The sequence below is a fragment of the Rhizobium sp. PP-CC-3G-465 genome (genome assembly GCF_004343445.1).
GTDB classification, from domain to species: Bacteria; Pseudomonadota; Alphaproteobacteria; order Rhizobiales; family Rhizobiaceae; genus Ferranicluibacter; species Ferranicluibacter rubi.
Genome location: NZ_SLYH01000001.1, coordinates 40964 through 66544, shown reverse-complemented (window position 1 = coordinate 66544; position 25581 = coordinate 40964). Strand labels below are relative to the sequence as shown.

The 25581-nt window shown below is 64.6% G+C and carries 24 protein-coding genes; 8 read left to right on the top strand and 16 right to left on the bottom strand.

The features are described from left to right. The first annotated feature begins 44 nt into the window (after window positions 1-44). On the top strand, window positions 45-806 hold the full coding sequence (locus C8J33_RS00305) for an SDR family NAD(P)-dependent oxidoreductase (RefSeq protein WP_207904000.1): 762 nt from the start codon (window positions 45-47) through the stop codon (window positions 804-806). Next, on the top strand, window positions 803-1249 hold the full coding sequence (locus tag C8J33_RS00300) for a PPC domain-containing DNA-binding protein (RefSeq protein WP_132662627.1): 447 nt from the start codon (window positions 803-805) through the stop codon (window positions 1247-1249). The genes C8J33_RS00305 and C8J33_RS00300 overlap by 4 nt, the downstream gene beginning before the upstream one ends. A gap of 68 nt (window positions 1250-1317) precedes the next feature. Here C8J33_RS00300 and C8J33_RS00295 read toward each other — a convergent pair whose 3' ends face one another. Next, window positions 1318-3603 (bottom strand): FdhF/YdeP family oxidoreductase, encoded by a 2286-nt coding sequence (locus C8J33_RS00295; RefSeq protein WP_132662626.1) that lies wholly within the window; start codon window positions 3601-3603, stop codon window positions 1318-1320. Between the two features lie 255 nt (window positions 3604-3858). Here C8J33_RS00295 and C8J33_RS00290 point away from each other — a divergent pair, with 255 nt between their 5' ends. Then, window positions 3859-4050 carry a hypothetical protein gene (locus C8J33_RS00290; protein ID WP_132662625.1) on the top strand — a complete coding sequence of 64 codons (192 nt, stop codon included), beginning with the start codon at window positions 3859-3861 and terminating at the stop codon, window positions 4048-4050. A gap of 40 nt (window positions 4051-4090) precedes the next feature. After that, a complete protein-coding gene (locus tag C8J33_RS00285) occupies window positions 4091-4324 on the top strand; it encodes a hypothetical protein (protein ID WP_132662624.1) in 234 nt (77 codons plus the stop codon). 62 nt (window positions 4325-4386) lie between these two features. Here C8J33_RS00285 and yjfF read toward each other — a convergent pair whose 3' ends face one another. The 8 genes from yjfF to tal form a co-directional block, all read right to left on the bottom strand. Then, complete coding sequence (gene yjfF, locus C8J33_RS00280; RefSeq protein WP_110733686.1) at window positions 4387-5355, bottom strand: galactofuranose ABC transporter, permease protein YjfF; 969 nt, start codon at window positions 5353-5355, stop codon at window positions 4387-4389. Next, a complete protein-coding gene (locus C8J33_RS00275; RefSeq protein ID WP_132662623.1) occupies window positions 5352-6374 on the bottom strand; it encodes an ABC transporter permease in 1023 nt (340 codons plus the stop codon). Before C8J33_RS00275 ends, yjfF begins: the two co-directional genes overlap by 4 nt. Further along, window positions 6374-7924, bottom strand: a complete 1551-nt coding sequence (gene ytfR, locus C8J33_RS00270; RefSeq protein WP_132662622.1) for a galactofuranose ABC transporter, ATP-binding protein YtfR — start codon at window positions 7922-7924, stop codon at window positions 6374-6376. The genes C8J33_RS00275 and ytfR overlap by 1 nt, the downstream gene beginning before the upstream one ends. A 265-nt stretch (window positions 7925-8189) precedes the next feature. After that, the gene (ytfQ, locus tag C8J33_RS00265; protein WP_132662621.1) at window positions 8190-9152 is read right to left on the bottom strand and encodes a galactofuranose ABC transporter, galactofuranose-binding protein YtfQ; all 963 of its coding nucleotides are present in this window, start codon (window positions 9150-9152) and stop codon (window positions 8190-8192) included. 193 nt (window positions 9153-9345) lie between these two features. Continuing rightward, window positions 9346-10059 carry an L-ribulose-5-phosphate 4-epimerase AraD gene (araD, locus tag C8J33_RS00260; RefSeq protein WP_110801853.1) on the bottom strand — a complete coding sequence of 238 codons (714 nt, stop codon included), beginning with the start codon at window positions 10057-10059 and terminating at the stop codon, window positions 9346-9348. Window positions 10060-10066: 7 nt separating this feature from the next. Beyond that, window positions 10067-11575 carry an L-arabinose isomerase gene (araA, locus tag C8J33_RS00255; RefSeq protein ID WP_110801854.1) on the bottom strand — a complete coding sequence of 503 codons (1509 nt, stop codon included), beginning with the start codon at window positions 11573-11575 and terminating at the stop codon, window positions 10067-10069. Window positions 11576-11626: 51 nt separating this feature from the next. Beyond that, the gene (locus C8J33_RS00250; protein ID WP_132662620.1) at window positions 11627-13288 is read right to left on the bottom strand and encodes a ribulokinase; all 1662 of its coding nucleotides are present in this window, start codon (window positions 13286-13288) and stop codon (window positions 11627-11629) included. Between the two features lie 415 nt (window positions 13289-13703). Continuing rightward, complete coding sequence (tal, locus tag C8J33_RS00245; RefSeq protein ID WP_110801856.1) at window positions 13704-14660, bottom strand: transaldolase; 957 nt, start codon at window positions 14658-14660, stop codon at window positions 13704-13706. A gap of 309 nt (window positions 14661-14969) precedes the next feature. Between tal and C8J33_RS00240 the strand changes: the two genes are divergently transcribed. The 4 genes from C8J33_RS00240 to C8J33_RS00225 all read left to right on the top strand — a co-directional run bounded on the left by C8J33_RS00240 (window position 14970) and on the right by C8J33_RS00225 (window position 18677). Then, a complete protein-coding gene (locus tag C8J33_RS00240; protein WP_132662619.1) occupies window positions 14970-15938 on the top strand; it encodes a sugar-binding transcriptional regulator in 969 nt (322 codons plus the stop codon). 80 nt (window positions 15939-16018) lie between these two features. Further along, entirely contained in the window at window positions 16019-16498 is a 480-nt protein-coding gene (locus C8J33_RS00235) for a pyridoxamine 5'-phosphate oxidase family protein (protein ID WP_132662618.1), read from the top strand. Between the two features lie 265 nt (window positions 16499-16763). Continuing rightward, complete coding sequence (locus C8J33_RS00230) at window positions 16764-17474, top strand: GntR family transcriptional regulator (protein WP_110730452.1); 711 nt, start codon at window positions 16764-16766, stop codon at window positions 17472-17474. 57 nt (window positions 17475-17531) lie between these two features. Then, on the top strand, window positions 17532-18677 hold the full coding sequence (locus C8J33_RS00225) for a M24 family metallopeptidase (RefSeq protein WP_132664395.1): 1146 nt from the start codon (window positions 17532-17534) through the stop codon (window positions 18675-18677). A 43-nt stretch (window positions 18678-18720) separates the two neighbouring features. On the opposite strand, the gene C8J33_RS00220 is transcribed toward C8J33_RS00225, so the two are convergent. Genes C8J33_RS00220 through C8J33_RS00190 form a run of 7 tightly spaced genes read right to left on the bottom strand, consistent with a single transcriptional unit; the run spans window position 18721 to window position 25499 of the window. Next, window positions 18721-19710 (bottom strand): TRAP transporter substrate-binding protein, encoded by a 990-nt coding sequence (locus tag C8J33_RS00220; protein WP_132662617.1) that lies wholly within the window; start codon window positions 19708-19710, stop codon window positions 18721-18723. Window positions 19711-19724: 14 nt separating this feature from the next. Then, entirely contained in the window at window positions 19725-21566 is a 1842-nt protein-coding gene (locus C8J33_RS00215; protein ID WP_422038004.1) for a TRAP transporter large permease subunit, read from the bottom strand. Window positions 21567-21571: 5 nt separating this feature from the next. After that, a complete protein-coding gene (gene thiD, locus C8J33_RS00210) occupies window positions 21572-22372 on the bottom strand; it encodes a bifunctional hydroxymethylpyrimidine kinase/phosphomethylpyrimidine kinase (protein WP_132662616.1) in 801 nt (266 codons plus the stop codon). After that, on the bottom strand, window positions 22369-23043 hold the full coding sequence (thiE, locus tag C8J33_RS00205; protein ID WP_132662615.1) for a thiamine phosphate synthase: 675 nt from the start codon (window positions 23041-23043) through the stop codon (window positions 22369-22371). The genes thiD and thiE overlap by 4 nt, the downstream gene beginning before the upstream one ends. Further along, entirely contained in the window at window positions 23021-23764 is a 744-nt protein-coding gene (locus C8J33_RS00200; RefSeq protein WP_132662614.1) for a hydroxyethylthiazole kinase, read from the bottom strand. Before C8J33_RS00200 ends, thiE begins: the two co-directional genes overlap by 23 nt. After that, window positions 23761-24705, bottom strand: coding sequence for an ABC transporter substrate-binding protein (locus C8J33_RS00195; protein WP_132662613.1), 945 nt, complete (start codon window positions 24703-24705; stop codon window positions 23761-23763). Before C8J33_RS00195 ends, C8J33_RS00200 begins: the two co-directional genes overlap by 4 nt. Beyond that, a complete protein-coding gene (locus tag C8J33_RS00190; RefSeq protein ID WP_132664393.1) occupies window positions 24702-25499 on the bottom strand; it encodes an ABC transporter permease in 798 nt (265 codons plus the stop codon). Before C8J33_RS00190 ends, C8J33_RS00195 begins: the two co-directional genes overlap by 4 nt. Between the last annotated feature and the right edge of the window lie 82 nt (window positions 25500-25581).

The window sequence follows — 25581 nt, the reverse complement described above, 5'->3', positions numbered from 1 at the left end:
AGCGTCTCGGCGCTGCGGCAGAGACTGAAATGAAGGAAAATTGCATGAATCGCTTCGAAGACAAGGTCGTCATCGTCACCGGTGCGGCCTCCGGCATTGGCGCGGCCACCGCCCGTCGCTTCTCCGACGAAGGCGCTCGCGTCGTCATGGTCGACAGGGATGGGGAGACGCTGACAACCACCGCGCAGGCCTTCCCGAAAGATCGTACGCTGGTGCAGGTGGCCGACGTCTCCCAATCCACCTCCGTGGATGCGCTGGTGGAAACCGCCGTCCATCGCTTCGGACAGATCGACGTGCTCGTCAACAATGCGGGAACGGCCGAGAACGGCGAGCCGGAGGAGATTACCGACGACGCCTGGCGCAAGGTCATGGCGACGGATGCGGATGGCGTATTCTACGGCTGCCGCGCCGCCATCCCGCACCTCGAAAAGACCGGCGGCTCCATCATCAACACGGCCTCGGTCTCCGGCATGGGCGGCGACTGGGGCATGAGCCCCTACAATGCCGCTAAGGGCGCCGTCGTCAACTTCACCCGCGCGCTCGCCATGGACCTCGGCAAGCGCGGCATTCGCGTCAACGCGGTCTGCCCGAGCCTCACCCGCACCGGCATGACCGAGGACATGATGGACGACGAGCCTCTTCTCCAGACATTCTACGAGCGCATCCCGCTCGGCCGCGTCTGCGAGCCGGAAGAGGTCGCCGCCGTCATCGCCTTCCTCGCCAGCCCCGATGCCAGCTTCATCACCGGCGCCAATATCGCCGTGGATGGCGGCCTCTCCGCCTCCAACGGGCAGCCGCCGCAATGAAGAGCCGCGAGATCTCCAGCGGCACGACCGACCGCATGTTCGTGCTGATCCTCGAAAAAGACGAGGAAGCCTTCGCCGCCATCATGCAGTTCGCTGCCGAGAACGCCATCAGCGGCGCGTCGATCACCGCGATTGGCGCGTTCTCTGAGGCCACCATCGCCTGGTTCGACATGGCGGAAAAATCCTATGTGAACACGGACGTCCCGGAGCAGAGTGAGGTTCTGAGCCTCCTCGGCGACGTGGCGGAGGACGACGACGGCAAGCCGAGCCTGCATCTCCACGCCGTCCTCGGCCTCAGGGACTGCACCACGCGCGGCGGACATTTCGTGTCGGGTATCGTCGATCCGACGCTCGAAGTCATCCTGACGGAAACACCGGCCGTCCTACGCCGGCGCAAACAGCCGGGCATGGGCTTCGCCCTGATTGATCCCAACGCGGCCTGATCAAAGATACGTCGAAATGTGAAAGCCCGCCTGCCTTTCATTCCGGCAAGCGGGCTTTTCTCTTTAAGCTATCGCACGATCCGCACCGGCACCGATTTGGCCGCTGGCACCTTGCTCCGCTCGGCATGCTGCCAGAGCGGGATCAGCACGTTGCATTCGGGATAGTAGGCGCCGCAGCACCCGTCCGGAATATCGTAAGGCACGATCTGCAGCCCGTCGATGCGGCGCGCCACACCGTCGTCGGCAACGGTTTCGAGCGCAATCGTCTCACCTGCCCGCGCGCCGATACGCGCCATCTCCTTTTTGTTCAAGAACAACACCATGCGCGTACCGTCCACGCCACGAAAACGGTCGTCATAGCCATAGACCGTCGTGTTGAACTGATCGTTCGAGCGCAGCGTCATCAGCCGCAGCACATCGGGACCGTCCCCGGCAAAACTTGCCGACAGGGATTTCGGCAGCTTGAACTCGGCTTTGCCGCTCTCGGTCTTCCAGATCAGGTCGCGCACCGGCAGCGGCTTCTCCATGCCGCCGGGCGTGTGCATCCGCTTGTTAAAATCCTTGAAGAGATCCGGATAGGTAGCCTCGATCGCGTCGCGCACGGTGGCATAGTCATCCACCCAGCGGTCCCAGGGAACGCGCGGGTTGGCTGCTAGCGACGCTTTCGCCAGTTCGGCGACGATGCGGACTTCCGATTGCAGCGTCTCGGCGGCCGGCGCATGGAACCCTTTCGACCCGTGGAAGCAGGAGGTGCTGTCCTCCATCGTCACAGTTTGTGGCCCGCTCGCCTGCCGGTCGATCTCGGTGCGTCCAAGGCACGGCAGGAGATAGGAGACACGGCCGTTGAAGAGGTGGCCGCGATTGAGCTTGGTCGCGATCTGCACCGTCAGCCGCATGCGCGGCCACGCCTCTTCCATCAGTCCCTGTTCCGGCACGGCCCGCAGGAAATTGCCGCCGAGGCCTATGAAGGCATCCACCGTCCCCTCGATGATGCCCTTGCAGGCATCCACGGTCGCAAGCCCCTCCTCGCGTGGCGGCTCGAAGCCGTAGAGCGCCTTGAGCTTGTCCAAGGGCACCAGCTCGGGCTTCTCCGAAATCCCGACGGTGCGCTGGCCCTGCACGTTGGAATGGCCGCGCACGGGACAGATGCCGGCACCCGGACGGCCGAAATTACCGCGCAGCAGCAGCAGGTTGACGAGCACCTGCACCGTCTGAACCCCGAGCTTGTGCTGGGTCAGGCCCATGCCATAGATGCCCATGACGCTCTTCGCGCTCATATAGACGCCGGCGGCTTCCGTGATTGCGCTGCGGCTGAGACCCGATTCCCGCTCCAGCGCCAGCCAGCCCTGCGCCCTGACATAGGCGATGAACTCCTCGGCGCCGGTGGTGTGCTGGGCGAGGAATTCCCGGTCGAGCACACCCTTGCCGCCCCGCTGCAGGTCGGCATCGTCGGCCTCCAGCAGCGCCTTTGCCATGCCGACGATGACGGCGATGTCGCCGCCAGCCTTGACCTGATGATACTGGCAGGAGATCTGGGTCGCATTTTGCGTCAGCATCTGCACCGGGTCCTGCGGATTGACGAACCGCTCGAGCCCCCGCTCCTTCAGCGGGTTGAACGTCACGATCCGCGCGCCGCGCTGCACGGCTTCCTGCAACTGGTGCAGCATGCGCGGGCTGTTCGATCCCGGGTTCTGCCCGAAGAAGAACATCGCATCCGCCGCCTCGAAATCATCCAGCCGTACGGTGCCGACAGGCTGCCCGATGCTTTCCAGCAGCCCGACGGAGGTCGACTCGTGGCACATGTTGGAACTGTCCGGCAGGTTGTTGTTGCCGTAGAGCCGGGCCAGCAGCGCATACATGTAGGACGTTTCGAGCGAGGCGCGGCCGGATGCGTAGAACACGGTGCGCTTCGGATTCTCCGCCTGGATCGCCTTCATCTCGGCGCCGATTGCGGCGTAGGCCTCTTCCCAGGTGGTCTCGACATAGCGGTCGGTCGCAGCGTCGTAGCGCATCGGGTGCGTCAGCCGACCGGTGGATTCGAGCTTAAAGTCGTCCCAGCCCTTCATTTCGGTCAAGGTATGCCGCGCAAACAGAGCGGGCGTCGCGCGGTCGGCCGTCAGCTCCCAGAAGGTCGCCTTGGCGCCGTTCTCGCAGAACTCGGCCGGATGGGGCTTGGCGGGCTTGGCCCAAGCGCAGCTGACACAGGCAAACCCGTCCGGTTTGTTGATCTTGGCAAGACCCGGCAGGATCGAGATCGGCCGCTTGCTTTGCCGCGCCTGGCGCATCAGCGACTTGACCGACCCCCATCCGCCGGCAGGCGCTGTGTAGGTCGTGATCTTGGGCACGTTGGACATATCGGAAGCTCCAGAGGCGGGAAGAACAGCAACGGCCTAAAGCGATGCCAGTTCCGCAACGCCATCAACTTCCCGTGCGGGCAACGTCCCAGGCGGGACCGGGCCGTGCGAGACTGGCAGTGTAGCCTCCGCAGGAACCTATCCCGCAGCCCGCGGTTCTCTTGTCAGAGCCGGCCCATCGAGAGCCGACGCAACGGGAAGCCATCCGTCGGGACGGCGGCACTTGCCGATGCAGGAAAAGCAAAAGGAACCGCCATGCAGCCCATCAAGGAACCACGGGAAAAAGGCGATTATGCCGATCGGACGCTCGACTGCCGCGAGGCGATCGGAGCGAAGGTGCAGCAGGTGACGGAAGCCGCCATGCATGCCGGCTGGACCCGCGAGGAGATCAAGGCGGCTTTCATCGAGATCGCCGATCACTGGAAGACCACGGACCATATCGTCTGACAGACGTTCGACACCGGATAAACGCGGAGAGGAGACTATCATGGCCAAGGATCAGAAACCCGCAGCCGAAACCGATGCCAAGGGCGCCTTCACGCGTCCGACGATCGGCCGCGACAACAACGGCGTCACGAGCGCAAAGCCCACCGTGATCACCGGCTCCGAGGACAGCACCGTCCACAGCGGTCCGGGCGGGAGCAAGCGCGCGGGCAAGGACTTCGACCTGAACTATGAGGAGCGCGACGCCAGCGCCGGCGACCCCGGCAAGGCATCCTGAGGCCGCTTAGAGCGCAAGGCAAAGCGGCCCCGTCCAGTGTGAACTGACGGGGCCGTTTCGTATCAGGCCAGCGCGCGGTTGTTGCGCGATAGGTACAAAATGCCCTTCTGCAGCAGGATGAAGGCGAAGAGGAGGAAGCCGATGAGGATCTTCGTCCACCAGCTGGAGAGCGACCCGTCGAAGGTGATATAGGTCTGGATGAGCCCCTGGATGAGAATGCCAATCAGCGTTCCCGCCACGAAGCCCGACCCGCCGGACAGAAGCGTTCCCCCGATGACCACGGCCGCGATCGCATCCAGCTCGACGCCGACAGTTGCTAATGAGTACCCGGCCGAGGTGTAGAGCGAGAACACGATGCCCGAGAGGCCGGCGAGCAGGCCCGAGAGCGCATAGATCATGATCGTCGTCAGGCCTGTGGGAACCCCCATCAGCCGCGCCGTCTGTGCCCCGCCACCAAGCGCGTAGACGTTCGTGCCGAAGCGGGTGCGGTGGGCAATGAGAATGCCGAGCGCAAAGACCAGCAGCATGACGCCACCGATCAGCGTCAACCGCCCGCCGCCCGGAAGCTTGAGGTAGAAGCTCTTCATCGTCGCATAGAACGGATGGCGGATCGGGATGCTGTCGATGGATAGCACGAAGGCCATGCCGCGAGCGAGGAACATGCCGGCGAGCGTCACGATGAAGGCGGGCATCTCCAGATGATGGATGATAGCGCCCATCAGCGCGCCGAAGCTGGTGGTGATGATCAGCACCAGCACGAAGGCGGCCAGCGGATGGATCGAGGTGTTCTCCATCATCACCGCAAGGAAGACGCCGGTAAAGGCGATAACGGAGCCGATCGAGAGATCGATACCGCCCGAGAGGATGACGAAGGTCATGCCGACCGCTGCGATGCCGAGAAAGGCATTGTCCGTCAGGAGGTTGCCGATGACGCGCGTCGACAGGATGTTGGGGTACTGGAAGGCGCAGAGCGCATAGGACAGAACGAAGATGAGGATCGTCGCCGCGAGCGGAAGATGTTTGGCTTTCATTTCGCTTTGCTCTCCGCAGGCTTGGTGGCGGCATTCGAGCGGGAGAAGAAGGCAAGCGTGCCTTGCAGCTTCGGCGATTGCAGCACGAGAATGAAGACGATGATCGCCGCCTTGATGATCAGGTTGAACTCGGGCGGGAAGCCCGACAGAAGAATGCCGGTATTGATCGACTGGATGATCATGGCGCCCAGCAGCGAGGCCGCGATCGAGAACCGGCCGCCGAGCAGCGACGTGCCGCCGATGACGACCGCAAGGATCGCGTCGAGCTCGAGCCACAGCCCGGCATTGTTGGCATCGGCGCCGCGAATATCGGCGGCCGCAATGATGCCGGCGACGGAGGCGCAGAGGCCCGAGAGGACATAGGCCGCGATCAGCAGCACCGGGGTTGAGACACCCGCAAGCGTGCTCGCCCGGCGGTTGACCCCGACCGCCTCGATCAGCATGCCGAGCGCGGAGCGCCGCACGAGGAGAGCGACGAGAATGCCGGCCGTGATCCAGATGACGATCGGCATGGGCAGGCCGAACAGAGAGCCGCTGCCGATGAAGATCAGGCCTTCGTCGTTGAAGGTCAGAATGGCGCCGTTGGTCACCATCTGCGCGATGCCGCGTCCGGCCACCATCAGCACAAGCGTGGCGATAATCGGCTGGATGTCGAGGATGGCGACGAGGATGCCGTTCCACAAGCCGCAGAGAACGCCGACGCCGACCGTAATCAGCAGAGTTGCCGGAAGCGAGTAGCCGGAGGTGATCGCGGATGCCGCGATGGCCCCGCAGATCGCCATGACGGCACCGACGGAAAGGTCGATGCCCTTGGTGGCGATGACCACGGTCATGCCGATCGCCAGAAGCGCCACCGGCGCGCCGCGATTGAGAATGTCGATCAGCGAGCCGTAGAGCCGACCGTTCTGGATCTGGAGATTGAAGAAGCCGGGAAAGGCGATCGATACCAGGCCGAGGATGATAGCGAGCGCGATGAACTGCGGCAGGAGCCGCCTGCCGTAGAGGCCGAGCACAGACATTACGCGATCTCCCCTGCGGCGGTCGATAGCTCGGCCGGCGTCTTCGCCGGTCCGGCAATCGTGTTGACGATGCTGTCCGTGGTGATCTCGGCACCCGTCAGTTCGGCCACGTGCTGGTGGTCGCGCAGCACGATCACGCGGTGGCTGTAGACCACCAGTTCCTCGATTTCGGACGAGATCACGATGAGCGACATGCCTTTCTCGCAAAGCGTTTCGATGAGCCGGATGATTTCGGCATGGGCACCAACATCGATGCCACGCGTCGGCTCGTCGAGAATGAGGAATTCGGGGTTGGTCGCAAGCCAGCGGGCAAGGATCGCCTTCTGCTGGTTGCCGCCCGAAAGAAGCCGGATCGGCTTCTCCGCGTCGGTCGTGCGGATATCGAGCGCCTTGATGTACTCGGCCGCCAGTCGATCCTGTTCGGCACGCGCGATCGGCCGCGCCCAGCCACGCCGGGCCTGAAGGGCCAGCGCGATATTCTCGCGCACCGAGAGGTCGCCGATGATCCCGTCCGTTTTGCGGTCTTCCGGGCAGAAGCCGAACTTCCGGCGGATGGCGGCACGCGGCGACGACAGATCCGCCACCTTGCCGTCGATCGTCGCGGTGCCGCTGTCGGCACGCCGGGCGCCGAACATGACCTCGGCCGTTTCGGTGCGGCCGGAGCCGAGCAGCCCGGCAATGCCGATGACCTCGCCCGCCTTGACGTCGAGATTGAACGGATTGATGCGGCCCTTGCGGCCGAAATCGCGGAACTGGAAGCGCACCGGGCCATCGGCGACCTTCGCGGCGCCTGCCTCGTCATGCACCTCTGCGGCCAGCTCGCGTCCCAGCATCATCGCGATCAGCTCGCGCCGCTCAAGGCTTGCCGTGTCGCGCGTGCCGACCAGCTGGCCGTTGCGCAGGATGGTGACGCGATCGGTGATCTCGTAGACCTGCTCGAGGAAGTGGGTGATGAAGATGATGCCAAGCCCCCTCGCCTTCAGCCGCCGCACGACGCGAAACAGCATGGCGACTTCATGGGCATCGAGGCTGGCCGTGGGTTCGTCGAGGATCAGCACCTTGCCCGACACATCGACGGCGCGGGCAATGGCGATCACCTGCTGGATGGCGACGGAAAAACTGTCGAGACCGGCGGTCACATCGATGTCGAGCTCGTATTCGGCGAGCAGCGCACGCGCCTTGCGGTTGACCGCGCCCGTGTCGATCAGGCCGACGCGGCGCGGCTGGCGACCGAGGAAGAGATTTTCGGCAACGCTCAGATTGGGCAGGAGGTTGACCTCCTGGTAAACCGTGCCGATGCCCAGACGCTGTGCGTCGAGCGTGTCGCGCGGGTCGATCTCGGCGCCATCGAGCAGGATCGTGCCGCCGTCGCGGTGGTAGGCACCCGTCAGGCACTTCACCAGCGTGGACTTGCCCGCGCCGTTTTCGCCGAGAAGCGCATGCACCTCGCCGCGCCGGAGCGAGAAATCGACCTGGCTGAGCGCCTTGGCACCCGGAAACACCTTGTCGATGCGGTTGGCGGATAGAACGGTATCCCGATCTGCCTGCATGATCCCTCCCGGAGCACCCGCCGGCGGTCATGCGCCCGGATCGCTCCAATGCTGTCAGTGGATGCTGTGTCGCCCGGTTGGGCCCGCCCCCTCCGGCATAAGAAGTCGGAAGCACCGGATATACGGGGCGACGGCGGCCGGGAGCGCTGGAACGAAGCGCGTCATTGCCGACCGGCAGAAATGAACCGGCGGAGGCCTCCGCTCCCGCCGGTCGCATACTGGAAACCCTTCGCCCGGATGTGAGGATCCGGGCTTGGGAGATGTCTTAGTAGCCGAGGCCCTTCTTGGCTTCGTACACCTTCTGCGGCTCGTCGGCCTGGGTGTAGAGCTTGGATTCCGTCTGGATCCACTTCGGCGGCTCCTTGCCGTCCTTCTTGAAGGCGGCGAGAGCGTCGAAGGCAGGGCCGGCCATGTTCGGGGTCAGCTCGACCGTCGCATTGGCTTCGCCGGCTGCCATGGCCTGGAAGATATCCGGCACGGCGTCGATGGAGACGACGAGAATATCGGTGCCCGGCTTCAGGCCGGCTTCCTTGATGGCCTGGATCGCGCCGACGGCCATGTCGTCATTGTGGGCGTAGAGGGCGCAGATGTTCTTGCCACCGTTCTCAGCCTTGAGGAAGCTTTCCATGACTTCCTTGCCCTTGGTGCGGGTGAAGTCACCGGTCTGCGAGCGGACGATCTTGAGATTGTCGTGGCCCTTCAGCGCTTCTTCGAAGCCCTTCTTGCGGTCGATGGCGGGCGACGAGCCGGTCGTGCCCTGAAGCTCGACGACGTTGCACGGCTTGCCGGCGGTCGTATCGACCAGCCACTTGCCGGCGACATTGCCTTCATGCACGAGGTCCGACGTGACGGCCGTCATGTAGAGGCTCTTGTCGGCATCGACAGTACGGTCGAGCAGGATGACCGGAATTTCGGCATCCTTGGCTTCGCCGAGCACTTCGTCCCAACCGGTCGCGACGACGGGCGCAACGAAGATCGCATCGACGCCCTGCGCGATGAACGAACGCAGCGCCTTGATCTGGTTTTCCTGCTTCTGCTGCGCATCGGCGAATTTCAGGTCGATGCCGCGCTTTTCGGCTTCCTGCTTCGTCACCGTGGTTTCTGCCGCGCGCCAGCCGGACTCCGAGCCGATCTGCGAAAAGCCGACCGTCATGTCGGCAGCGGATACGCTCGAGAAAACGCAGCCAGCGAGAACCGTTGCACAGCTAAGTGTCTTAACAAACTTCATGATTTCCTCCCAAAAATCGCTCCTCAGCGATGGCCGTATATAGTCATACAATATGACTTTAGTAAAGGGAATGCGTGCGCCAAAATGCAACCATTCGACATTTTTCACGCACGTTTTTACGCGCCATTCGACCTGCACCGGCGCATGCAAAAACACCCGCGTCGTGAGACGCGGGTGTTATGGTTTCAGGCACTTAGGACTTGGTTTTGGTGTCGCTCTGGCCGTAATAGGCGCCAGGCCCATGCTTACGCTTGAAGTGCTTGGCGAGCAGTTCCGGCTCGATCTGCGGCAGCTTCGGCGCGAGTTGCAGCGACATCATCGCCATATGCGCGATGCACTCCACGGCAACGGCGACTTCCACCGCCTTCGCCACCGTCTTGCCCCAGGTGAACGGGGCGTGGCGGTTGACGAGGACGCCCGGAAAATCAAGCGGATCGACATTGCCGAGACGCTCGACGATGACGTTGCCGGTCTCCCACTCGTAAGCCGTACCGATCTCCTCGGCCGTCATCTTGCGGGTCACCGGGATCTCGCCGTTGAAATAGTCGGCATGCGTCGTCCCGAAAATCGGGATCGGCATGCCGGCCTGGGCAAAGGCCGTCGCGTGCGAGGAGTGCGTGTGCACGACGCCGCCGATCTCCTCGAAGGCCATCAGCAGACGACGATGCGTCGGCGTGTCGGACGACGGGTTGAGTGTCCCCTCCACCCGCTTGCCGTCGAAATCGACGATCACCATGTCCTCGACCGTCATCGCGGTATAGTCCACGCCGCTCGGCTTGATCGCGAAGACGCCGCGGGCGCGATCGACTGCGCTCGCATTGCCGAAGGTCAGGTTGATCAGGCCGTGGCGCGGCAGCGAGACATTGGCCTCGTAGGCTTCGCGCTTCAGTTCCGTAAAGACCGACATGGCGCCCTCAGCCCCGGATGCCGCGGGCGAAGTGGTAGTACACCTCGTTGTTGCGAAGGTCCTGCTTGAAGGCGGGCAGCGTCGTGTCGTCGTTGATGAGAGCAAGCTCGATGCCGGCGATGGTGGCGAAGTCTTCCAGCATTTCGGTCGTCACGTCGTAGCTGTACACCGTGTGGTGCGCGCCGCCGGCGAGAATCCAGGAGGTGCAGGCGGTCTTGAAGTCCGGCTTGCATTCCCAGACGGCGCGGGCGACCGGCAGCTTCGGCAGATCGGGATGCTCGACGGACGTGACTTCGTTGACGAGCAGGCGGAAGCGGTTGCCGAGATCGATCAGCGACGCGTTCAGCGCCGGGCCCTTGACGGCGTCGAACACGAGGCGGACCGGATCGTCCTTGCCGCCGATGCCGAGCGCGTGGATCTCGACCGACGGCGTGCCGCTGGCGATCGTCGGGCAGATTTCCAGCATGTGCGAGCCGAGCACCTGCTCGGAGCCGGGCGCCATGTGGTAGGTGTAGTCTTCCATGAAGGACGTCGCGCCGGTCAGGCCTTCGCCCATCACCTTCAGCGCGCGCAGCAGAGCCGACGTCTTCCAGTCGCCTTCGCCGGCAAAGCCGTAGCCATCGGCCATCAGGCGCTGCGGCGCCATGCCGGGCAGCTGGGTCAAGCCATGCAGGTCTTCGAAGGTGGTGGTGAAGCCCTTGAAGCCGCCTTCTTCGAGGAAGGCGCGGATGCCGAGTTCCTGGCGGGCGTTGTAGAGGAGCGATTCATGACGGGCGCCGCCTTCAGCAAGCTCCGGCACGACGTTGTAGAGCTTGACGTATTCGGCAGCGAGCGCCTTCACGTCTTCGTCGCTGACGGCGTTCATCCGGGCGGCGAGATCGCCGATGCCGTAGGTGTTGACCGAGAAGCCGAAGGCCATTTCGGCCGAAACCTTGTCGCCGTCCGTAACCGAGACGAAGCGCATGTTGTCGCCGAAACGGCAGAAGCGCGCGCCCTGCCAGTCATGCCAGGCGCGAACGGCGCGGATCCAGGCGTCGATACGCTGATGGACTTCCGGGTCCGTCCAATGACCGACGACGACCTTGCGGCCGAGGCGCAGGCGGGTGTGCAGGAAGCCGGCTTCGCGGTCGCCATGCGCCGACTGGTTGAGGTTCATGTAGTCCATGTCGATCGTCGCCCAGGGCAGTTCGCGATCGTACTGGGTGTGGAGGTGCAGGAACGGCTTGTTCAGCTGCGCAAGGCCGCGGATCCACATCTTGGCGGGCGAGAAGGTATGCATCCAAAGGATCAGGCCGGCGCATTCCGCATCGGCATTGGCCTCGATGCAGAGATCCGCGGCCTGTTCCGGTGTCGTCACGATCGGGCGGCAGACGATCTCCAGCGGGAAATTGCCGGTGGCGTCGAGCGCCTTGGCGATTTCCTCGGCATGCGCCGTGACCTGCTGCAGCGCTTCCGGGCCATAGAGATGCTGCGATCCGCAGACGAACCAGATTTTAGCGGGCTTCAAACCAAACATCGTATCAGTCCTTGTTGTCTATCCTGTCACACCTTTGAGGGTGCGGAATTGTCAGCTGTTGGCGGCGTACTTGATGTCGATCAGGCTCTTCATCAGGCCGGAGAGATCCGCCTGCTTGTTGAGACCGCCAAAACTGTCATGCAGATCGCGGTAGAGCCTGTAGAGGTCGTCGTAGACGGCCTGGTTCTCGGCGATCGGTGTGTAGCGCTCGTCGCGCAGCGAGGTCATGGCCGCCTGTGCGGCTTCGAAATCGGTGTGCGCGCCGGCCAGAACCGATGCGGCGATGGCGCCGCCAAGCGCGCAGGTCTGGCTGGAGCCGGCGACCAGCATAGTGCAGCCGGTGACGTCGGCATAGATCTGCATCAGCATCGGGTTCTTCTCGGCAATGCCGCCCGTGCAGACGACGCGGTCGACCGCGACGCCGTATTCCCGGATGCGTTCGATGATGGCACGCGCGCCGAAGGCCGTTGCCTCGACCAGGGCGCGATAGATCTCGGCACGGGTCGTGTAGAGCGTCTGCCCGAGGATCAGGCCCGACAGGCGCTGATCGACGAGGATCGTGCGGTTGCCATTGTTCCAGTCGAGCGCCAGCAGGCCGGTCTGGCCGGGCTTCAGCTGCTCGGCTTCCGCTGTCAGTTCGCCATGCAGCGCGCCGGAGCCGCCGCAGACGCCCTCGACCCACCACTTGAAGATATCGCCCACGGCCGACTGTCCGGCCTCGACGCCGAAGAAGCCGGGCAGGATCGAGCCTTCCACGATGCCGCAGATGCCGGGGATGTCGCCCGGCTGCGTCTTCACCGGCACGACGGCGCAGTCGCAGGTGGACGTGCCGATGACCTTGACCAGCGTGCCCTCCTCGACACCGCAGCCGATCGCACCGTAATGAACGTCGAAAGCGCCGACAGCGATGGGAATGCCCGCGGGCAGACCCAGTTTCTCGGCCCATTCCGTGGAGAGCGCACCAGCCGGCGTCGCGGCGTCATAGGCGTTGTCGTAGAGCCGGTCGCGCAGATCGGCAATCTCAGGATCGAGCATCGCCAGGAATTCCTTGTCCGGCAGCCCGTTCCACGCCTTGTTGTAAAGCGCCTTGTGACCGGCCGCGCAGACGCCGCGCACGATGTCGCTGGGGTTCTTGACGCCAGCCAATACAGAGGGAACCCAATCGGCCAGTTCGACCCAGGAATGCGCCGCTGCGAACACGTCGGGGGCGACCGTCAGGCAGCGCCAGATCTTCGACCACCACCATTCCGACGAATAGGTCGAGCCGACCATGGCGATGTATTGCGGGCGATGTTCGCCGGCCAGTTCCGTGATGCGGGCCGCCTCGCGCCAGCTCGTATGGTCCTTCCACAGCCAGCACTGGGCATTCGGATTGGACTGGAACTCCGGCAGCATGCCGAGCGCCTGGTTCGTCGCATCCACCGGAAGCGGGCTCGAACCCGTGCTGTCCACGCCGATGCCGGCAACTTTGGAGACCTCGAAATCCGGCTGGGTAACAGCCTGTTTCAGGGCGCGCGCGACGCTTTCCTGCAGGCCGTAGAGATAATCGGCCGGGCTCTGGCGGGCGACATTGTGGTCGCGGGGATCGAGCAGCACGCCCTGCGTCCCGCTCGGATAATCCACGACGCCCGTGCCGTATTCCTTGCCATCGGACGCGCGCACGATGAGGGCGCGAACCGAGTTGGTGCCGTAGTCGATACCGAGAGTGAACATGAAAGCTCCAGAAAAATGCGAATGTCAGCCTGCCGAGATGTCACGGACTGCTACGACCGCAACGCGTCGTGCCGACACGCGCTGGGATCGCAGCAGAGATGTCAGGTACGATGCCGGATCAAAACCTTGGGATCGACAACGCCCATCGTGCATGACAATCCCAGCGGCCTTGAAGCCGCCGATCCCGCATGCACCCATATCCTGATTCCCCTCCCGAAGAATGCCGTTCCGCGAACGGCGCGGACAGAAAAATCATATTGTAATACTTTTGTAAACAGGGAACGTTCGCTTTTCCGCATGGACGTGATGTGGCCTGCGGGAGCCCGTGCAGATTGGCACGAGAGCATGACAGCGAGAAGGCCGATGCATCGAAATGCACCGGCCTCCTTCAACGTCCATCAGCGTTACCGCCTGCTCAGACAGCCAGACGCTTGGAAACCTGGTCGCGAAGCGCCTGCAGGTCCTTTGCGAAGGCGCGGATGCCTTCGGACAGCTTTTCGGTCGCCATCGCATCCTCGTTCAGCATCCAGCGGAACGTCTTTTCGTCCATGTGGATCTTGTCCACCGGCGTGATGTTTTCCGGCGAAAGCTTGCGCTCCAGCTTGCCCTCATCCTTGGACAGCTCTTCAAGCAGCGCCGGGCTGATCGTCAGGCGGTCGCAGCCGGCAAGGGCTTCGATCTCGCCGATATTGCGGAACGAGGCGCCCATGACGACGGTCTTGATGTCGTTGGCCTTGTAGTAGTTGTAGATCTCACGAACGGAGACGACGCCCGGATCGGTTTCGGACGTGTATTTTTCGCCCGTGGACTTGACGTACCAGTCGAGGATACGGCCGACGAAGGGCGAGATGAGGAAGGCCTTCGCGTCGGCGCAGGCGACCGCCTGGGCCATGCTGAACAGCAGGGTCAGGTTGCAGTCGATGCCTTCCTTCTGCAGCACTTCCGCGGCGCGGATGCCTTCCCAGGTGGAGGCGAGCTTGATCAGGATGCGGTCGCGTTCGATGCCACGCTCCTTGTAGGCGGCAATGATGGCGCGGCCCTTGGCGATCGAGCCTTCGGTGTCGAAGGACAGGTCGGCATCGACTTCGGTCGACACGCGGCCGGGAACGAGCTTGGAAAGCTCGGCGCCGACGGACACGGCCAGACGGTCGGCAACGGCGCTCACCAGCGCATCGCCCGAGGTCGACTGGCTCTTCGCCCAGGTCACGGCTTCCGCATTGATCTCGTCGAACAGCGGTGTACCCAGTGCCTTCAGCACGATGGTCGGATTGGTCGTGCAATCCACCGGCTTGAGGCGGGCAACGGCCTCGATATCACCGGTGTCGGCCACGACGGTCGTGATGCCGCGTAATTGTTCCAGCTTGGACATCATCTTCGCCTTTCGTCATCTTTTCGTCAGGAGGGTCGGCAGGCGGCCTCTGCGGCGCGTCGTTGCTGCCCTCGATAGGACCTCCGCCGCGGCGCGACGGATCGTGAGACCGAACGGGAATACGAGCTTCGGGTTCCGCTTCCGGCACGTCTGGATATGAGTAGCTTGATGACTTTTGTCAAATCGTTTATTCAAAAGTTGTGCCACCACCCTCGGATTTCGGGGCTATCAAACGGATCGTGACGACACGTGAGACCGCTTGCGCAGCAGACCGCTGACGCGGCAAACCGCTGACGCGGAGGGATCGACGCCTTGGCCAGACTGGACCGCACCAACCCCAACATCCTGCTCGACACGCGCTCGCTGCGCCTGCGGGCGGCCTGGCTCTATTACAACAGGGGGCTGACGCAGAAGGACATCGCCGAAAACCTCGGCATCAGCCGCGCGACCGTCATCCGCATGCTGGACGAGGCGGTAAAGCGCGCCGAGGTACAGATCTGGATCAACGAGACGCCGGAGGACTGCACCGGCCTTGCGCTCCGACTGGAGGAAAAGCTGGGGCTCGACGAGGCGATCGTCGTGCCGGGTGAAGGCGATGTGGATGAAACCGCGCGCGATGTCGGGGCGGCGCTCGGCACCTTTCTGTCGGAGGTCATCCGCGACGGCAATGTCGTGGGCGTCGGCTGGGGCCGTACGCTCAGCGCCTCGCTCCAGACCTTTCGTCCGCCGCGCATGGAAAAGGCCAAGATCGTCTCCCTGCTGGGCGGACTGGTGGAAACCTCGACGCTCAATCCTGTCGATTATTCCTGGCGGCTGGCCAGCGCGCTCGGCGCGGATTGCATGTTGATGCTGGCGCCGCTGATCGTGGACTCGGAGGAGACCAAAGCGCGCCTGATCGAGCGCTGCGGACTGGACCGGCTGTTCGCCACCGCCGAAATGCTCGACATCGCCGTCGTCAGTTGCGGCGACTTCAGCGCGAATGGCTCCTCGCTCTCCCCGGGCTTCCTGCTGCCGGAGGACCTGAAGGCGCTGCTCGCCGCCGGCACGGTCTGCGACACGCTCTGTCATTTTTTGGATGCGGCAGGAAACAGCGTCGATCACCCGCTGAACCGGCGCGTCATGTCCGTTGGTCTTTCGGCTGTCGCCAAGGCCCGCCACGTCGTCATCGCGTCGGGCGGTCGAAAGCGCGTCGCGGCCATCCGCGCCACCATGGCCCGCACCGGCTGTCACACGCTGATCACCGACGAGGCCGCCGCCCGGGGTTTGCTGGAACTGGCCTGATACCGCAGACCACCACCCGTCAGGGAACAGAAAGCCGGTCTCCGCTGTTCTCCTCGCGAAACGAACCCAAGGAGAGACACATGGCGCATACCGATGACACGACGAAGGTCTGGGACCTCATCGACAAGATCGGCTTCTGCATGCTGGCGACCGAAACCGGCAACGACATTCGCGCGCGACCAATGGCGGCCTATGTGGAGCGCATGGAAAATTCCGTCTACTTCCTGACGGATGCTGACAGCCACAAGGACGAGGAAGTCGAAGCCCACCCGAACGTCTGCCTCGCCTTCGCCGATACCAAGGGCCAGAAATACGTCTCGCTGTCCGGCACCGCTACCGTCGAGAACGACCGCGAGAAGATTAGGGAACTCTGGGGCACCCCGGCCAAGGCCTGGTGGGACAGCCCGGATGATTCGAAGATCCGCATCCTGCGCGTCACCCCGTCCTTCGCCGAATACTGGGATAGCCCGGGCACAGTCATCAGCTACATCAAGATGGCCGCAGCCGCCGTCTCGAACACCAAGCCCGACATGGGCGAAAACGCCAAGGTCAATCTCTGATCGGTTCCCCGTAACCGCTCAGGCATCAACGGCGCGGCACATCAGCCGCGCCGTTTTTCGTTGTGCCAAACGCGCCCATTATGTCGACATCCTGTATTACCCCGTGGTAGAATCGGCGCAGGCCTTGGTGACGCAGGGCGCATCGGAATGTTAGAGTCTGTCAGGTTCATTCTGAACCAGCCAGGCTCTCGATTTCTTTATCGTCGTTTGTCTCTTCGGGATAACCGGATTCCACTTATCCCTGACAAACTCTAAGAGGGGTCTCATGACGGAAGCGATCTCCCCCGAAACGGTTCGCGCCCGCGGCTCGGGAACGCAGAGCGTCTATGCGGCCTTGCGTGCGGAAATCCTCTCCATGGCGCTGTCGCCCGGCAGCCCGCTCGATGAGGTCCGGCTGTCCGAACGCTTCGGCATGTCCCGAACGCCGATCCGCGAGGCGCTGCTGCGCCTGTCCGCCGACGGCCTCGTGACGACGCTGCCGAACCGCAACACCATCGTCGCCACCATCGATTTCGCCGAGCTTCCCACCTATTTCGACGCACTCACTCTCATGTACCGCGTCACCACCCGCGCCGCCGCCTCCCGCCGCGATGCCGCGCAGATGGCCGAGATCCGCCGGCATCAGCGGGCGTTTGCCGAAGCGGTCGAAGCCCATGATGCCTATGGCATGATCGAGGCGAACCGCGAATTCCATGTCGCCATCGCCGTGCTCGGCGGCAATCCCTATTACGTTACCTTCTTCAGCCGCCTGCTGGACGAGGGACGACGCATCCTGCGGCTCTATTACTCGACCTTCGATGACCGTCTTCCCCGGCAATATGTCGATGAGCACGAGGCATTCATCGTCGCGATCGAGGCGGGCGACGTGGAAGAGTGCGACCGGCTGGCCATCGCTCACGCAGCCCAGATCGTGCGGCAGATCCAGGAATACGTCGCCCGCGACATGGGCAAGGCGACCGCCATCCAGAACCTCTGAGCGGCCTGGCAACGCTGGACCCGCCTCTCACCGCGCCCTACAGACAGAAAGCATATGATGTCCCACACCGATCTCGGACTTCCCGCGTTCATTTCCGATGCCGAGCGGCGGGAGCGACTCGAGCGACTGCGCGCGAGCCTCGACGCCCAGGGCCTTGCCGGTCTCCTTCTCGGTTCTTCGAAGAGCCTGCAATATTTCACCGGCCTTCACTGGCATGCGAGCGAGCGGCTGCTCGGCGCCTTGGTCACGCCGACGGCGCTGCACTACATCGTTCCCGGTTTCGAGCAGAGCCGCGTCGAGACGCTGCCGCATCTGCCGGGGGAGATCGCTGTCTGGCAGGAGGAGGAGAGCCCCGCCGACCTCGTCCGCCGCATCATCGGTGCGGACGGTACGCTCGCGCTCGATGATGCCCTGCCGCTCGCCATCTATCATCCGCTGGCAACGGCATTCGGCCAGGAACGCCTCGTAGATGGCGGCCCCGTCATTCGCGACATCAGGATCGTCAAGTCCGCGGCCGAAATCGCCATCATCCAGCATGCGATGAACATCACGCTGGAGGTACACAAGCGTGCGCATGCGCAGATGGCGCCGGGCGTGCGGGCATCCGACATCGTGCGCTTCATCGACCGCGAGCATCGCACTCTGGCCGGGTCCGGGTCCACCTTCTGCATCGTCTCCTTCGGCACCGCGACCTCCCTGCCGCACGGTGCGGATGGCGATCAGGTGCTTTCGGAAGGCGATGCGATCCTCGTGGACACGGGCACGCGGATCGACGGCTATCACTCGGACCTCACCCGCACCTATATGCTGGGCGAGGCGACGCCGGAATTCGCGCGCGCCTGGGCCGTTGAGCGGGAAGCACAACAGGCCGTGTTCGATGCCGCCCGCATCGGCGCGCCCTGCCACAGCCTCGACGATGCCGCCCGCGCGGTGCTCATGCGCCACGGCCTCGGCCCCGACTACACGCTGCCTGGCCTGCCCCACCGCGCCGGCCACGGCCTCGGGCTCGAAATCCACGAGCATCCCTATATCGTGCGCGGCAACACCTTGGCCCTCAGCGCCGGCATGGTGTTCTCCAACGAGCCGATGGTCGTCTTCCCCGACCGCTTCGGCATTCGCCTCGAGGACCACATCTACATGACCGAGACAGGCCCGAAATGGTTTACCGAGCCGGCCCCCGGCCCGACCCAGCCGGTCGCATAATGTATCCGGTGGGGGCGAAGCACTCGCTTCGCCCCCACCGGCTTCAGATCGTCTCCACCGCATCGATGCGCGCCTGCCCGCCGACGACAGGCGCGAACGCCTCCCAGACGCCGCGCGCGCCCTGCCGCCATTCTGCGATATCCGGCACCTCCAGCACCTGCCCGCCATGGGAGAGCGCGGTCGCGACGCTCTTCTCCTCATCGGCGACGATCAGCGCATTGAACGTGGCCGCCCCCTCCTTCGAGGCATCCGACAGCACCTGCTGCTCCTCGGGTGAGAGCCCGTTCCAGAAACTGCCGGCGAAATAGACGACGCCCGAGGCGCGGATATGGCCGGTCAGCATCATCACCGGCACCACCTCATAGAGCTTGAAACCGGCATAGGCGGACTTCGTCAGGTCCATTGCGTCGGCGACGCCGGTGGATAACGCGTTGTAGGTTTCGGTGATCGGAATGCCGACCGGCACCGCGCCGAAACCGGACCAGAGCTTGGTGTGCAGCGGGCTCTGGATCACGCGGATCTTCCGCCCGACCATCTCCTGCGGACGCAGGATCGGTTCCTTGGCCAGAAGATGCCGTGCGCCGTAATCGATGAAGCCTGTAGCGACGAAATTCTGGGCCTTCAGTTTGGCCCGAAGGTCGGCACCGATCTCGCCATTCACGACGCGCGCCACATGCGCGGCATCGCGATAGAGAAACGGCAGGTCGAGGATCTGCAGCTCCGGCACCCAGCCGGACAGCGAGGAGACCGTGGACAGGCTCGCCTGCACGGCTCCGAGCCGGCTCGCCTCGGCCACCTCCTTCTCCCCACCCAGCGCACCATTCGCGACGATGTTGAACCGGAAGCGGCCGGGCATCCGGCTTTCCACCCGCTCGGCGATATGCCGCCAGATCTTCGTTTCCGGCTTGTCCTCCCCGAGCAGCGAGGCGACCGTGATGCTCGTGGTTTTTGCGAGCGCAGGGCGGATGAGCGCCGGGGCGAACAGGCCGGCGGCCAAGGTTGACGTGAGGAAGGTACGGCGGGTGGTGGACATGGGCGTTGATATCCTCAGGGACGGAAGACGAGCGCGAGCGCGGACAGGATGAAAAGCGAGACGAGAAGCGCGGTGAGATAGGGAAGCACGGCCCGGAACAGAGCGGATGCCGGCACGCCAGTAACGCCGGAGACGACATAGACGAGCAGGCCGAGCGGCGGCGTCAGCCCGTGGATCATGAGGTTGACCACGAGGATCACACCGAAATGCACCGGATCGATTCCGGCAGCGACGGCCGCCGGTAGCAGCACCGGCCCGATCAGGAGGATCGCTGCGCCGATATCGAGGATCAGCCCCAGCGCCAGAAGAACGAGGTTCGACAGCAGAAGCACAGCAAGCGCGCTGCCCCCAAGCAGCGTCACCACGGACTGCATCACCCCCGCGATATCATCGACCGCGAGTAGAAAAGCGAAGGGCGCGGCCGTGCCGATGAGGAGCCCGATGGCGGACGCCTCCACCGCGGCCTGTCGGAATACGCCGGCGATGCCGGCGACACCGCGCTGCGCCACCAGCGCGAGAATGAGCGTATAGGCCGCCGCCAGCGCCGCAGCTTCCGTCGTCGTGACGATGCCGATGCGGATGCCGAAGACGACGATGAGCCCGAGCCCGAAGGCAGGCACGGCCGACAGCGCCGCACGCATCTGGACGCGGCGACCGACGCGCGGCATGCGCCCGTGATCGCCGGCCGTGAACGCAATCGCCACTGCCAGGCACAACGCCATCAGCCCACCGGCAAAGAAGCCGCCGGTCAGCAGCGCGCCGATCGACAGGTTGGTCGCAGCGGCGAGAAGCAGGAAGGCGATGGAGGGCGGGATAACATTGTCGAGCACGGAGGTCGCGGCGACAATGGCGCCGGCCTGCGCCGGTGGATAGCCATGGCGCACCAGTTCCGGCTGAAACGTCGCCGCGCCGAAGGCCGCGTTCGCGACCGACGAACCGGAAGCGCCTGAAAACAGCACGCCGGTGAGAAGCACCGTCTGCGCAAGACCGGCACGGCGATGCCCGACGAGGCTTGCCGCGAACTGCACCAGCCGGTCGGCAGCACCCGATGCCGTCAGAAGCGCACCGGTGAGCAGGAAGAACGGCACGGCAAGCAGCAGGAATTTGGACAGGCCGGCAACGGTCGTGGACAGGATCGCCGGCTCCGGCAGGCTGCTGCCGAAGGCGATCGCCACCGCTGCCGCCGCCAGGAACGCATGCGCCAGCGGCGCCGACAACAGAAGCCCGAGCCCGGCGACGAGCGCCAGCCAGAAGCTCGGCGGCCAGGACGTCTCGATGACAACATGGCCCGCAAGAATATGCGCCGCCACGCCCAGCACCGGCCCCGCGACTGCCCGCAACATGTCCCCCTTAGCAATGCGGGTGAGAACCAGCATCACGAGCAAAACCGCACCGCCAAGCATGGGCAAGCCGAAGCGCAAGGCTTCCGGCACGCCCAGCGTCGGCGACGTGCCCCCAACCATCTCCATGACAGCCCCGCCGCCGAAGACGAGCACGAGGCCGGCGAGCACCGAGACACCATCCGCGCTGATACCGGCAAGCCGCTGCGCCAGAAGCGGCAGCCGCGACACCAGAATATCGAGCCGCATGGCCAGCGGCCCGTTCAGCGCCAGCGGTGCACCGAGCGCGATGAGGGCGATATGCAGCCAGATCCCCAGATCCTCCGCGCCCATCAGTCCGGTTCCGAACCCATAACGCAGCACGACACCGACCAGCACCACCACGAGCATGATCGCGAGAACGAGGCCGGCCAAGGTCCCGAGAACACGGTCGAGCACGCGCAGGATGGCACCTGCGATGCGCGCCGGCGCGCCGAGGTGGCGGACGCAGGTCTCGATATCCCCTTGGCCCGGCACGTCCGTCACGTCGTCCACCACCTGTAGAAATGGTGCACGGGGCCCCGCCCCTTGCCGATCGCAACACCACGCCCCGCTTCCAGCGCCTGATGGAGATAGGTCTTCGACAGGCTGACGGCCTCGACCAGCGCGTAGCCGCGCGCGAGATGGGCGGTGATGGCGGCAGCGAGCGTGCAGCCCGTGCCATGATCGTTGCGCGTGGCGATGCGCGGTGCGGCGAAGGCCCGCACGCTCTCGCCATCGAACAGCAGGTCGATGCTCTCGGGCCCGTCACCATGCCCGCCTTTGATGAGCACGGTCGCCGCCCCGGCCTTCAGAATGGCCTCCGCCTGCTTGGTCACGGCGGCGCGGTCATGCGCGATCGGCAGTCCCGTCAGGAGGGATGCCTCCGGCAGGTTCGGCGTCACGATCGCGGCCCGCGGCACCAGCACGGTCCGGAGCGCATCGATCGCCTCTTCCCGCAGCAGCCGGTCGCCCGATGTCGCGACCATGACAGGGTCGAGGACGACGGGCCCCGCAAAACCCACCAGGCCGGCCGCGATCGTCTCGATGGTCTCGACCCGCGATACCATGCCGATCTTCAGCGCCCGGACATCCATGTCGGAAAACACCGCCGCCATCTGCGCGGCGATCAGGCCGCACGAGATATCCTCGACCGCCGTCACGCCCGTCGTATTCTGCGCCGTCACGGCGGTGATGACGCTCGTGGCGAAGGTTTCGAGCGCGGAAAAGGTCTTGATGTCGGCCTGGATGCCGGCACCGCCGCCGCTGTCGGAGCCGGCAATGGTGAGCGCAATCGCGGTCATGCCCTGCCCTCCAGCGCGGCATCCACCGCCGTGCGGAACGCGCCTGTCGCCCCGGCGATATCGCTCGCCCGGAAGATCGCCGAGATCACCGCCACGCCGTCGGCACCGGCCGCGATCACCTCCGGCACACGCGACAGGTCGATGCCGGCAATGGCGCTGACGGGCAGATCCGGCCGAAGGACGCGTATCGTCTCGCGCAGCGCGCGCAACCCGTGAAGGCCGACCGGGGCGTCCGGATTGACCTTGGAGAGCGTCTCGAACACGCCGCCGATGCAGGCATAGTCCACCGGCGCACGACCCGCACGCTCCGCATCTTCAGCCGTTTTCACCGTAAGGCCAATAATCGCGGCGTCGCCCAGCAACCGCCGCGCCGTCTCCGCATCCATGTCGTCGGCCCCGAGATGCACGCCGGCAGCGCCGGCTGCCAGCGCCACGTCCACCCGATCGTTGACGACGAAGGCAACGCCGGTGCCGGCAAGGGCCTCGCGGATGGCGGTGGCGCGTTCGACCATGAGGCGCGTGGAGGCAGTCTTGTCGCGGTACTGGATCAGCGTTGCGCCATTGCGGGCGGCAAGCAGAGCCAGCTCGGGCAACGGCGCGATATCCGCCAGCGATGCATCGACGATCGCGTTCAGGCGGTCATCGACCTTACTCGTGTTCGGGATGGTCATGTCGGATCCTTGCGTGATGAAGAATGTCGGTGTCGCCGACCGTTGCCAGCGCATCGAGAAAGGCGGCAGCGAACGTGCCGGGCCCGCGCGCATGGGGCGCCGCCCGTTCCGCCGCGATCCCGGTGACGGTCAGGGCAGCGGCGGCTGCGGCAAGCGAATCCGGCTCGACGGCCATAAACGCGGCGATGACGCCGCCCGAGAGGCAGCCGGTGCCGGTCACCTGCGCCATGAAGGGATGCCCGTTGCCGATCTCGACGGAGGCATCTCCGAGTTGCAGCAGATCGACCGGGCCGGTGACGATCCGCAAGATTCCGGGCGTCTCACCGATCAGAACCATCTCGGCACGATTGCCGCGCACGACGGTCGGCTGCAGCGCGATCAGTTCCCGCGCAAAGGCGAGCCGTGACGGCGAATAATCGCAATGGACGGGATCGACGATCCACGGCTTGCCCTGTCCCCGCGCGACCGCGACGCCAAGCCGGATCGCCTCGCGGCGCTCCGCATCGAGCGTGCCGAGATTGACGGTCAGCGCATCCGCGCGGCCGACGAAGCTCTCCACCTCTTCGAGCGATGCGGTCATCGAGGGAATGCCGCCGATGACCGTGATGCCGTCGGCGGTGAACTTCTGCACCACGCTGTTCATGAGGCAATGCACGCGCGGCCGCGCCTGCCGTACCCGCGCCAGCATGCCTGCCACGGCCTGTGGCGTGATCTCACTCATTTCAGCTCCACCGCGATATCGGCAACGTCAGGCGCCTTCGCGATCAGCCCCTCCTCCTGCATAAAGGCGCCGAACCGCGCGTAGCGGCCGGTATCGAGCGCGAAGGGACGCTTGGCAAAGCGCGGCAGCGTGTCGAAGAAGGCGGTGCGGTTCAGTTCGTCGTCGAGGTTCGGATAGGCCTTGGCAAACAGCGCCCAGGCCTCTTGCGGGTGATTGGTGAGGAAGATCGAGGCCTCCTCGACGGCCGACAGGAAGCGCGGCAGGCGGGCATCGTTCACAAGGTCGCGATGGGTGACGAAGACAAGCTCGTCATAGACCGGGATACCATGCTCCTCCAGAAAGAAGGCGCGGCCGGGATGTCCCTCGAGCTTCATCTGCGTCAGTTCGAAATTGCGATAGCCGCCGATCGTTGCATCCACCGCACCCGAAATCAGCGAGGGCGACAGCGAGAAATTGACGTTGATGAGCTCGACATCGCCTTTCGAAAGTCCTTCGGACGCCAGCATCCGCTGCAGCAGCACATCCTCGAAACCGGAAACGGAATAACCGACCTTCCGGCCCTTCAAATCCTTCAAGCTCTTGATCGGCCCATCGGCAAGCACCGTCACCGTGTTCAGCGGCGTCTCCACCAGCGTGCCGAAGCGCACGAGCGGCAGGCCGGCTTCATGGTCGCGATAGAGATTGGGCTGGTAGTGGATGCCGATATCCGCCTGCTTGGCGGCCACGAGCCGCGGCACGACGGAAGGGTCGGCCGGCGGCACGAGTGTGACATCGAGCCCTGCTTTGGCGAAAAGGCCCTTTTCCTGCGCGATCACCATGGGTGCATGGTCGGGGTTGACGAACCATTCGAGCAGCACGGTCAGCTTGTCGGCGGCCTGCGCGGATGTGGTGGCGAAAAGGCTGGACAGGCCAAGCATCGTCGCGATGAAAAGACGGATCATGAAGATCTCCAGGATGAGATGGTTTGAAAAGTTCGACGTTCGGGATGAAGGCGCCCGCCGTCCCGCGCCCAGGGCGCGAGGCGGGCGGTGAGGAGATCGACCAGCAGGCGCAGGAGCAACGTCATGACGGCGAGCACGACCATGGCGGCAAAGACGGTGGCCGTCTGCATGCGGGCATTGGCCTGCACCATGACGAAGCCGAGACCGGCAGACGCACCGACCCACTCGCCGACGACAGCCCCGAGCGGCGCCAGAGGTGCGGCGACGCGCAGGCCGGAAACGAGGCTCGGAAGCGCCAGAGGCGCACGCACCGACACCAGCGCCTGCCAGTGCGAGGCCTGCGTCAAGGATACCGCGTCCACGATGTCCCGCTCCGTCCGGTTCAGCCCATCTGCAAAGGCGGAGGCGACGGGAAAGAAGATGATCAGCACGGTCATGGCAACCTTCGACGCCATGCCGAATCCGAGCCAGACGACGAGGATCGGCGCCAGCACGAAGACCGGCAGCGCCTGCAGGATGAGAATCGTCGGCCACACGAACGGCCCGATGCGCGGGCTCGCCGCCAGCACGAACGCCGTCCCCGCACCGAGCACCGCCCCGGCCACGAGCCCGATCAGGATTTCCGACAGCGTGACGAGGCTTTGCCCCAGCAGGAAATCCCACTGGTCCCGGAACACTTTGGCGACCGCCAGCGGTGACGGCAGCAGATAGGCCGGCGGCGAAAACACGACCGTCCCGGCCTGCCACAGCAGGACCAGCACGCCGAGCCCGAGCGCCGCATGAAAGGCGCGCATGGCTAGACGCAGCGAACGCGCGGCGGGAATAGCGGGCGGACGAGGAACGGCATGAGCGATCTCCAACATTGACGACGGAGAT

Coding starts and splice junctions, on each gene's coding strand:
- C8J33_RS00305 (WP_207904000.1), top strand. CDS start 45: ATGAATCGCTTCGAAGACAAGGTCGTCATCGTCACCGGTGCGGCCTCC.
- C8J33_RS00220 (WP_132662617.1), bottom strand. CDS start 19,710: ATGTCCACCACCCGCCGTACCTTCCTCACGTCAACCTTGGCCGCCGGC.
- C8J33_RS00195 (WP_132662613.1), bottom strand. CDS start 24,705: ATGATCCGTCTTTTCATCGCGACGATGCTTGGCCTGTCCAGCCTTTTC.
- thiE (WP_132662615.1), bottom strand. CDS start 23,043: ATGACCATCCCGAACACGAGTAAGGTCGATGACCGCCTGAACGCGATC.
- C8J33_RS00295 (WP_132662626.1), bottom strand. CDS start 3,603: ATGTCCAACGTGCCCAAGATCACGACCTACACAGCGCCTGCCGGCGGA.
- C8J33_RS00300 (WP_132662627.1), top strand. CDS start 803: ATGAAGAGCCGCGAGATCTCCAGCGGCACGACCGACCGCATGTTCGTG.
- yjfF (WP_110733686.1), bottom strand. CDS start 5,355: ATGAAAGCCAAACATCTTCCGCTCGCGGCGACGATCCTCATCTTCGTT.
- tal (WP_110801856.1), bottom strand. CDS start 14,660: ATGATGTCCAAGCTGGAACAATTACGCGGCATCACGACCGTCGTGGCC.
- araD (WP_110801853.1), bottom strand. CDS start 10,059: ATGTCGGTCTTTACGGAACTGAAGCGCGAAGCCTACGAGGCCAATGTC.
- C8J33_RS00285 (WP_132662624.1), top strand. CDS start 4,091: ATGGCCAAGGATCAGAAACCCGCAGCCGAAACCGATGCCAAGGGCGCC.
- C8J33_RS00275 (WP_132662623.1), bottom strand. CDS start 6,374: ATGTCTGTGCTCGGCCTCTACGGCAGGCGGCTCCTGCCGCAGTTCATC.
- C8J33_RS00200 (WP_132662614.1), bottom strand. CDS start 23,764: ATGAGTGAGATCACGCCACAGGCCGTGGCAGGCATGCTGGCGCGGGTA.
- araA (WP_110801854.1), bottom strand. CDS start 11,575: ATGTTTGGTTTGAAGCCCGCTAAAATCTGGTTCGTCTGCGGATCGCAG.
- C8J33_RS00190 (WP_132664393.1), bottom strand. CDS start 25,499: ATGCGCGCCTTTCATGCGGCGCTCGGGCTCGGCGTGCTGGTCCTGCTG.
- thiD (WP_132662616.1), bottom strand. CDS start 22,372: ATGACCGCGATTGCGCTCACCATTGCCGGCTCCGACAGCGGCGGCGGT.
- C8J33_RS00225 (WP_132664395.1), top strand. CDS start 17,532: ATGTCCCACACCGATCTCGGACTTCCCGCGTTCATTTCCGATGCCGAG.
- ytfQ (WP_132662621.1), bottom strand. CDS start 9,152: ATGAAGTTTGTTAAGACACTTAGCTGTGCAACGGTTCTCGCTGGCTGC.
- C8J33_RS00235 (WP_132662618.1), top strand. CDS start 16,019: ATGGCGCATACCGATGACACGACGAAGGTCTGGGACCTCATCGACAAG.
- C8J33_RS00250 (WP_132662620.1), bottom strand. CDS start 13,288: ATGTTCACTCTCGGTATCGACTACGGCACCAACTCGGTTCGCGCCCTC.
- C8J33_RS00290 (WP_132662625.1), top strand. CDS start 3,859: ATGCAGCCCATCAAGGAACCACGGGAAAAAGGCGATTATGCCGATCGG.
- ytfR (WP_132662622.1), bottom strand. CDS start 7,924: ATGCAGGCAGATCGGGATACCGTTCTATCCGCCAACCGCATCGACAAG.
- C8J33_RS00230 (WP_110730452.1), top strand. CDS start 16,764: ATGACGGAAGCGATCTCCCCCGAAACGGTTCGCGCCCGCGGCTCGGGA.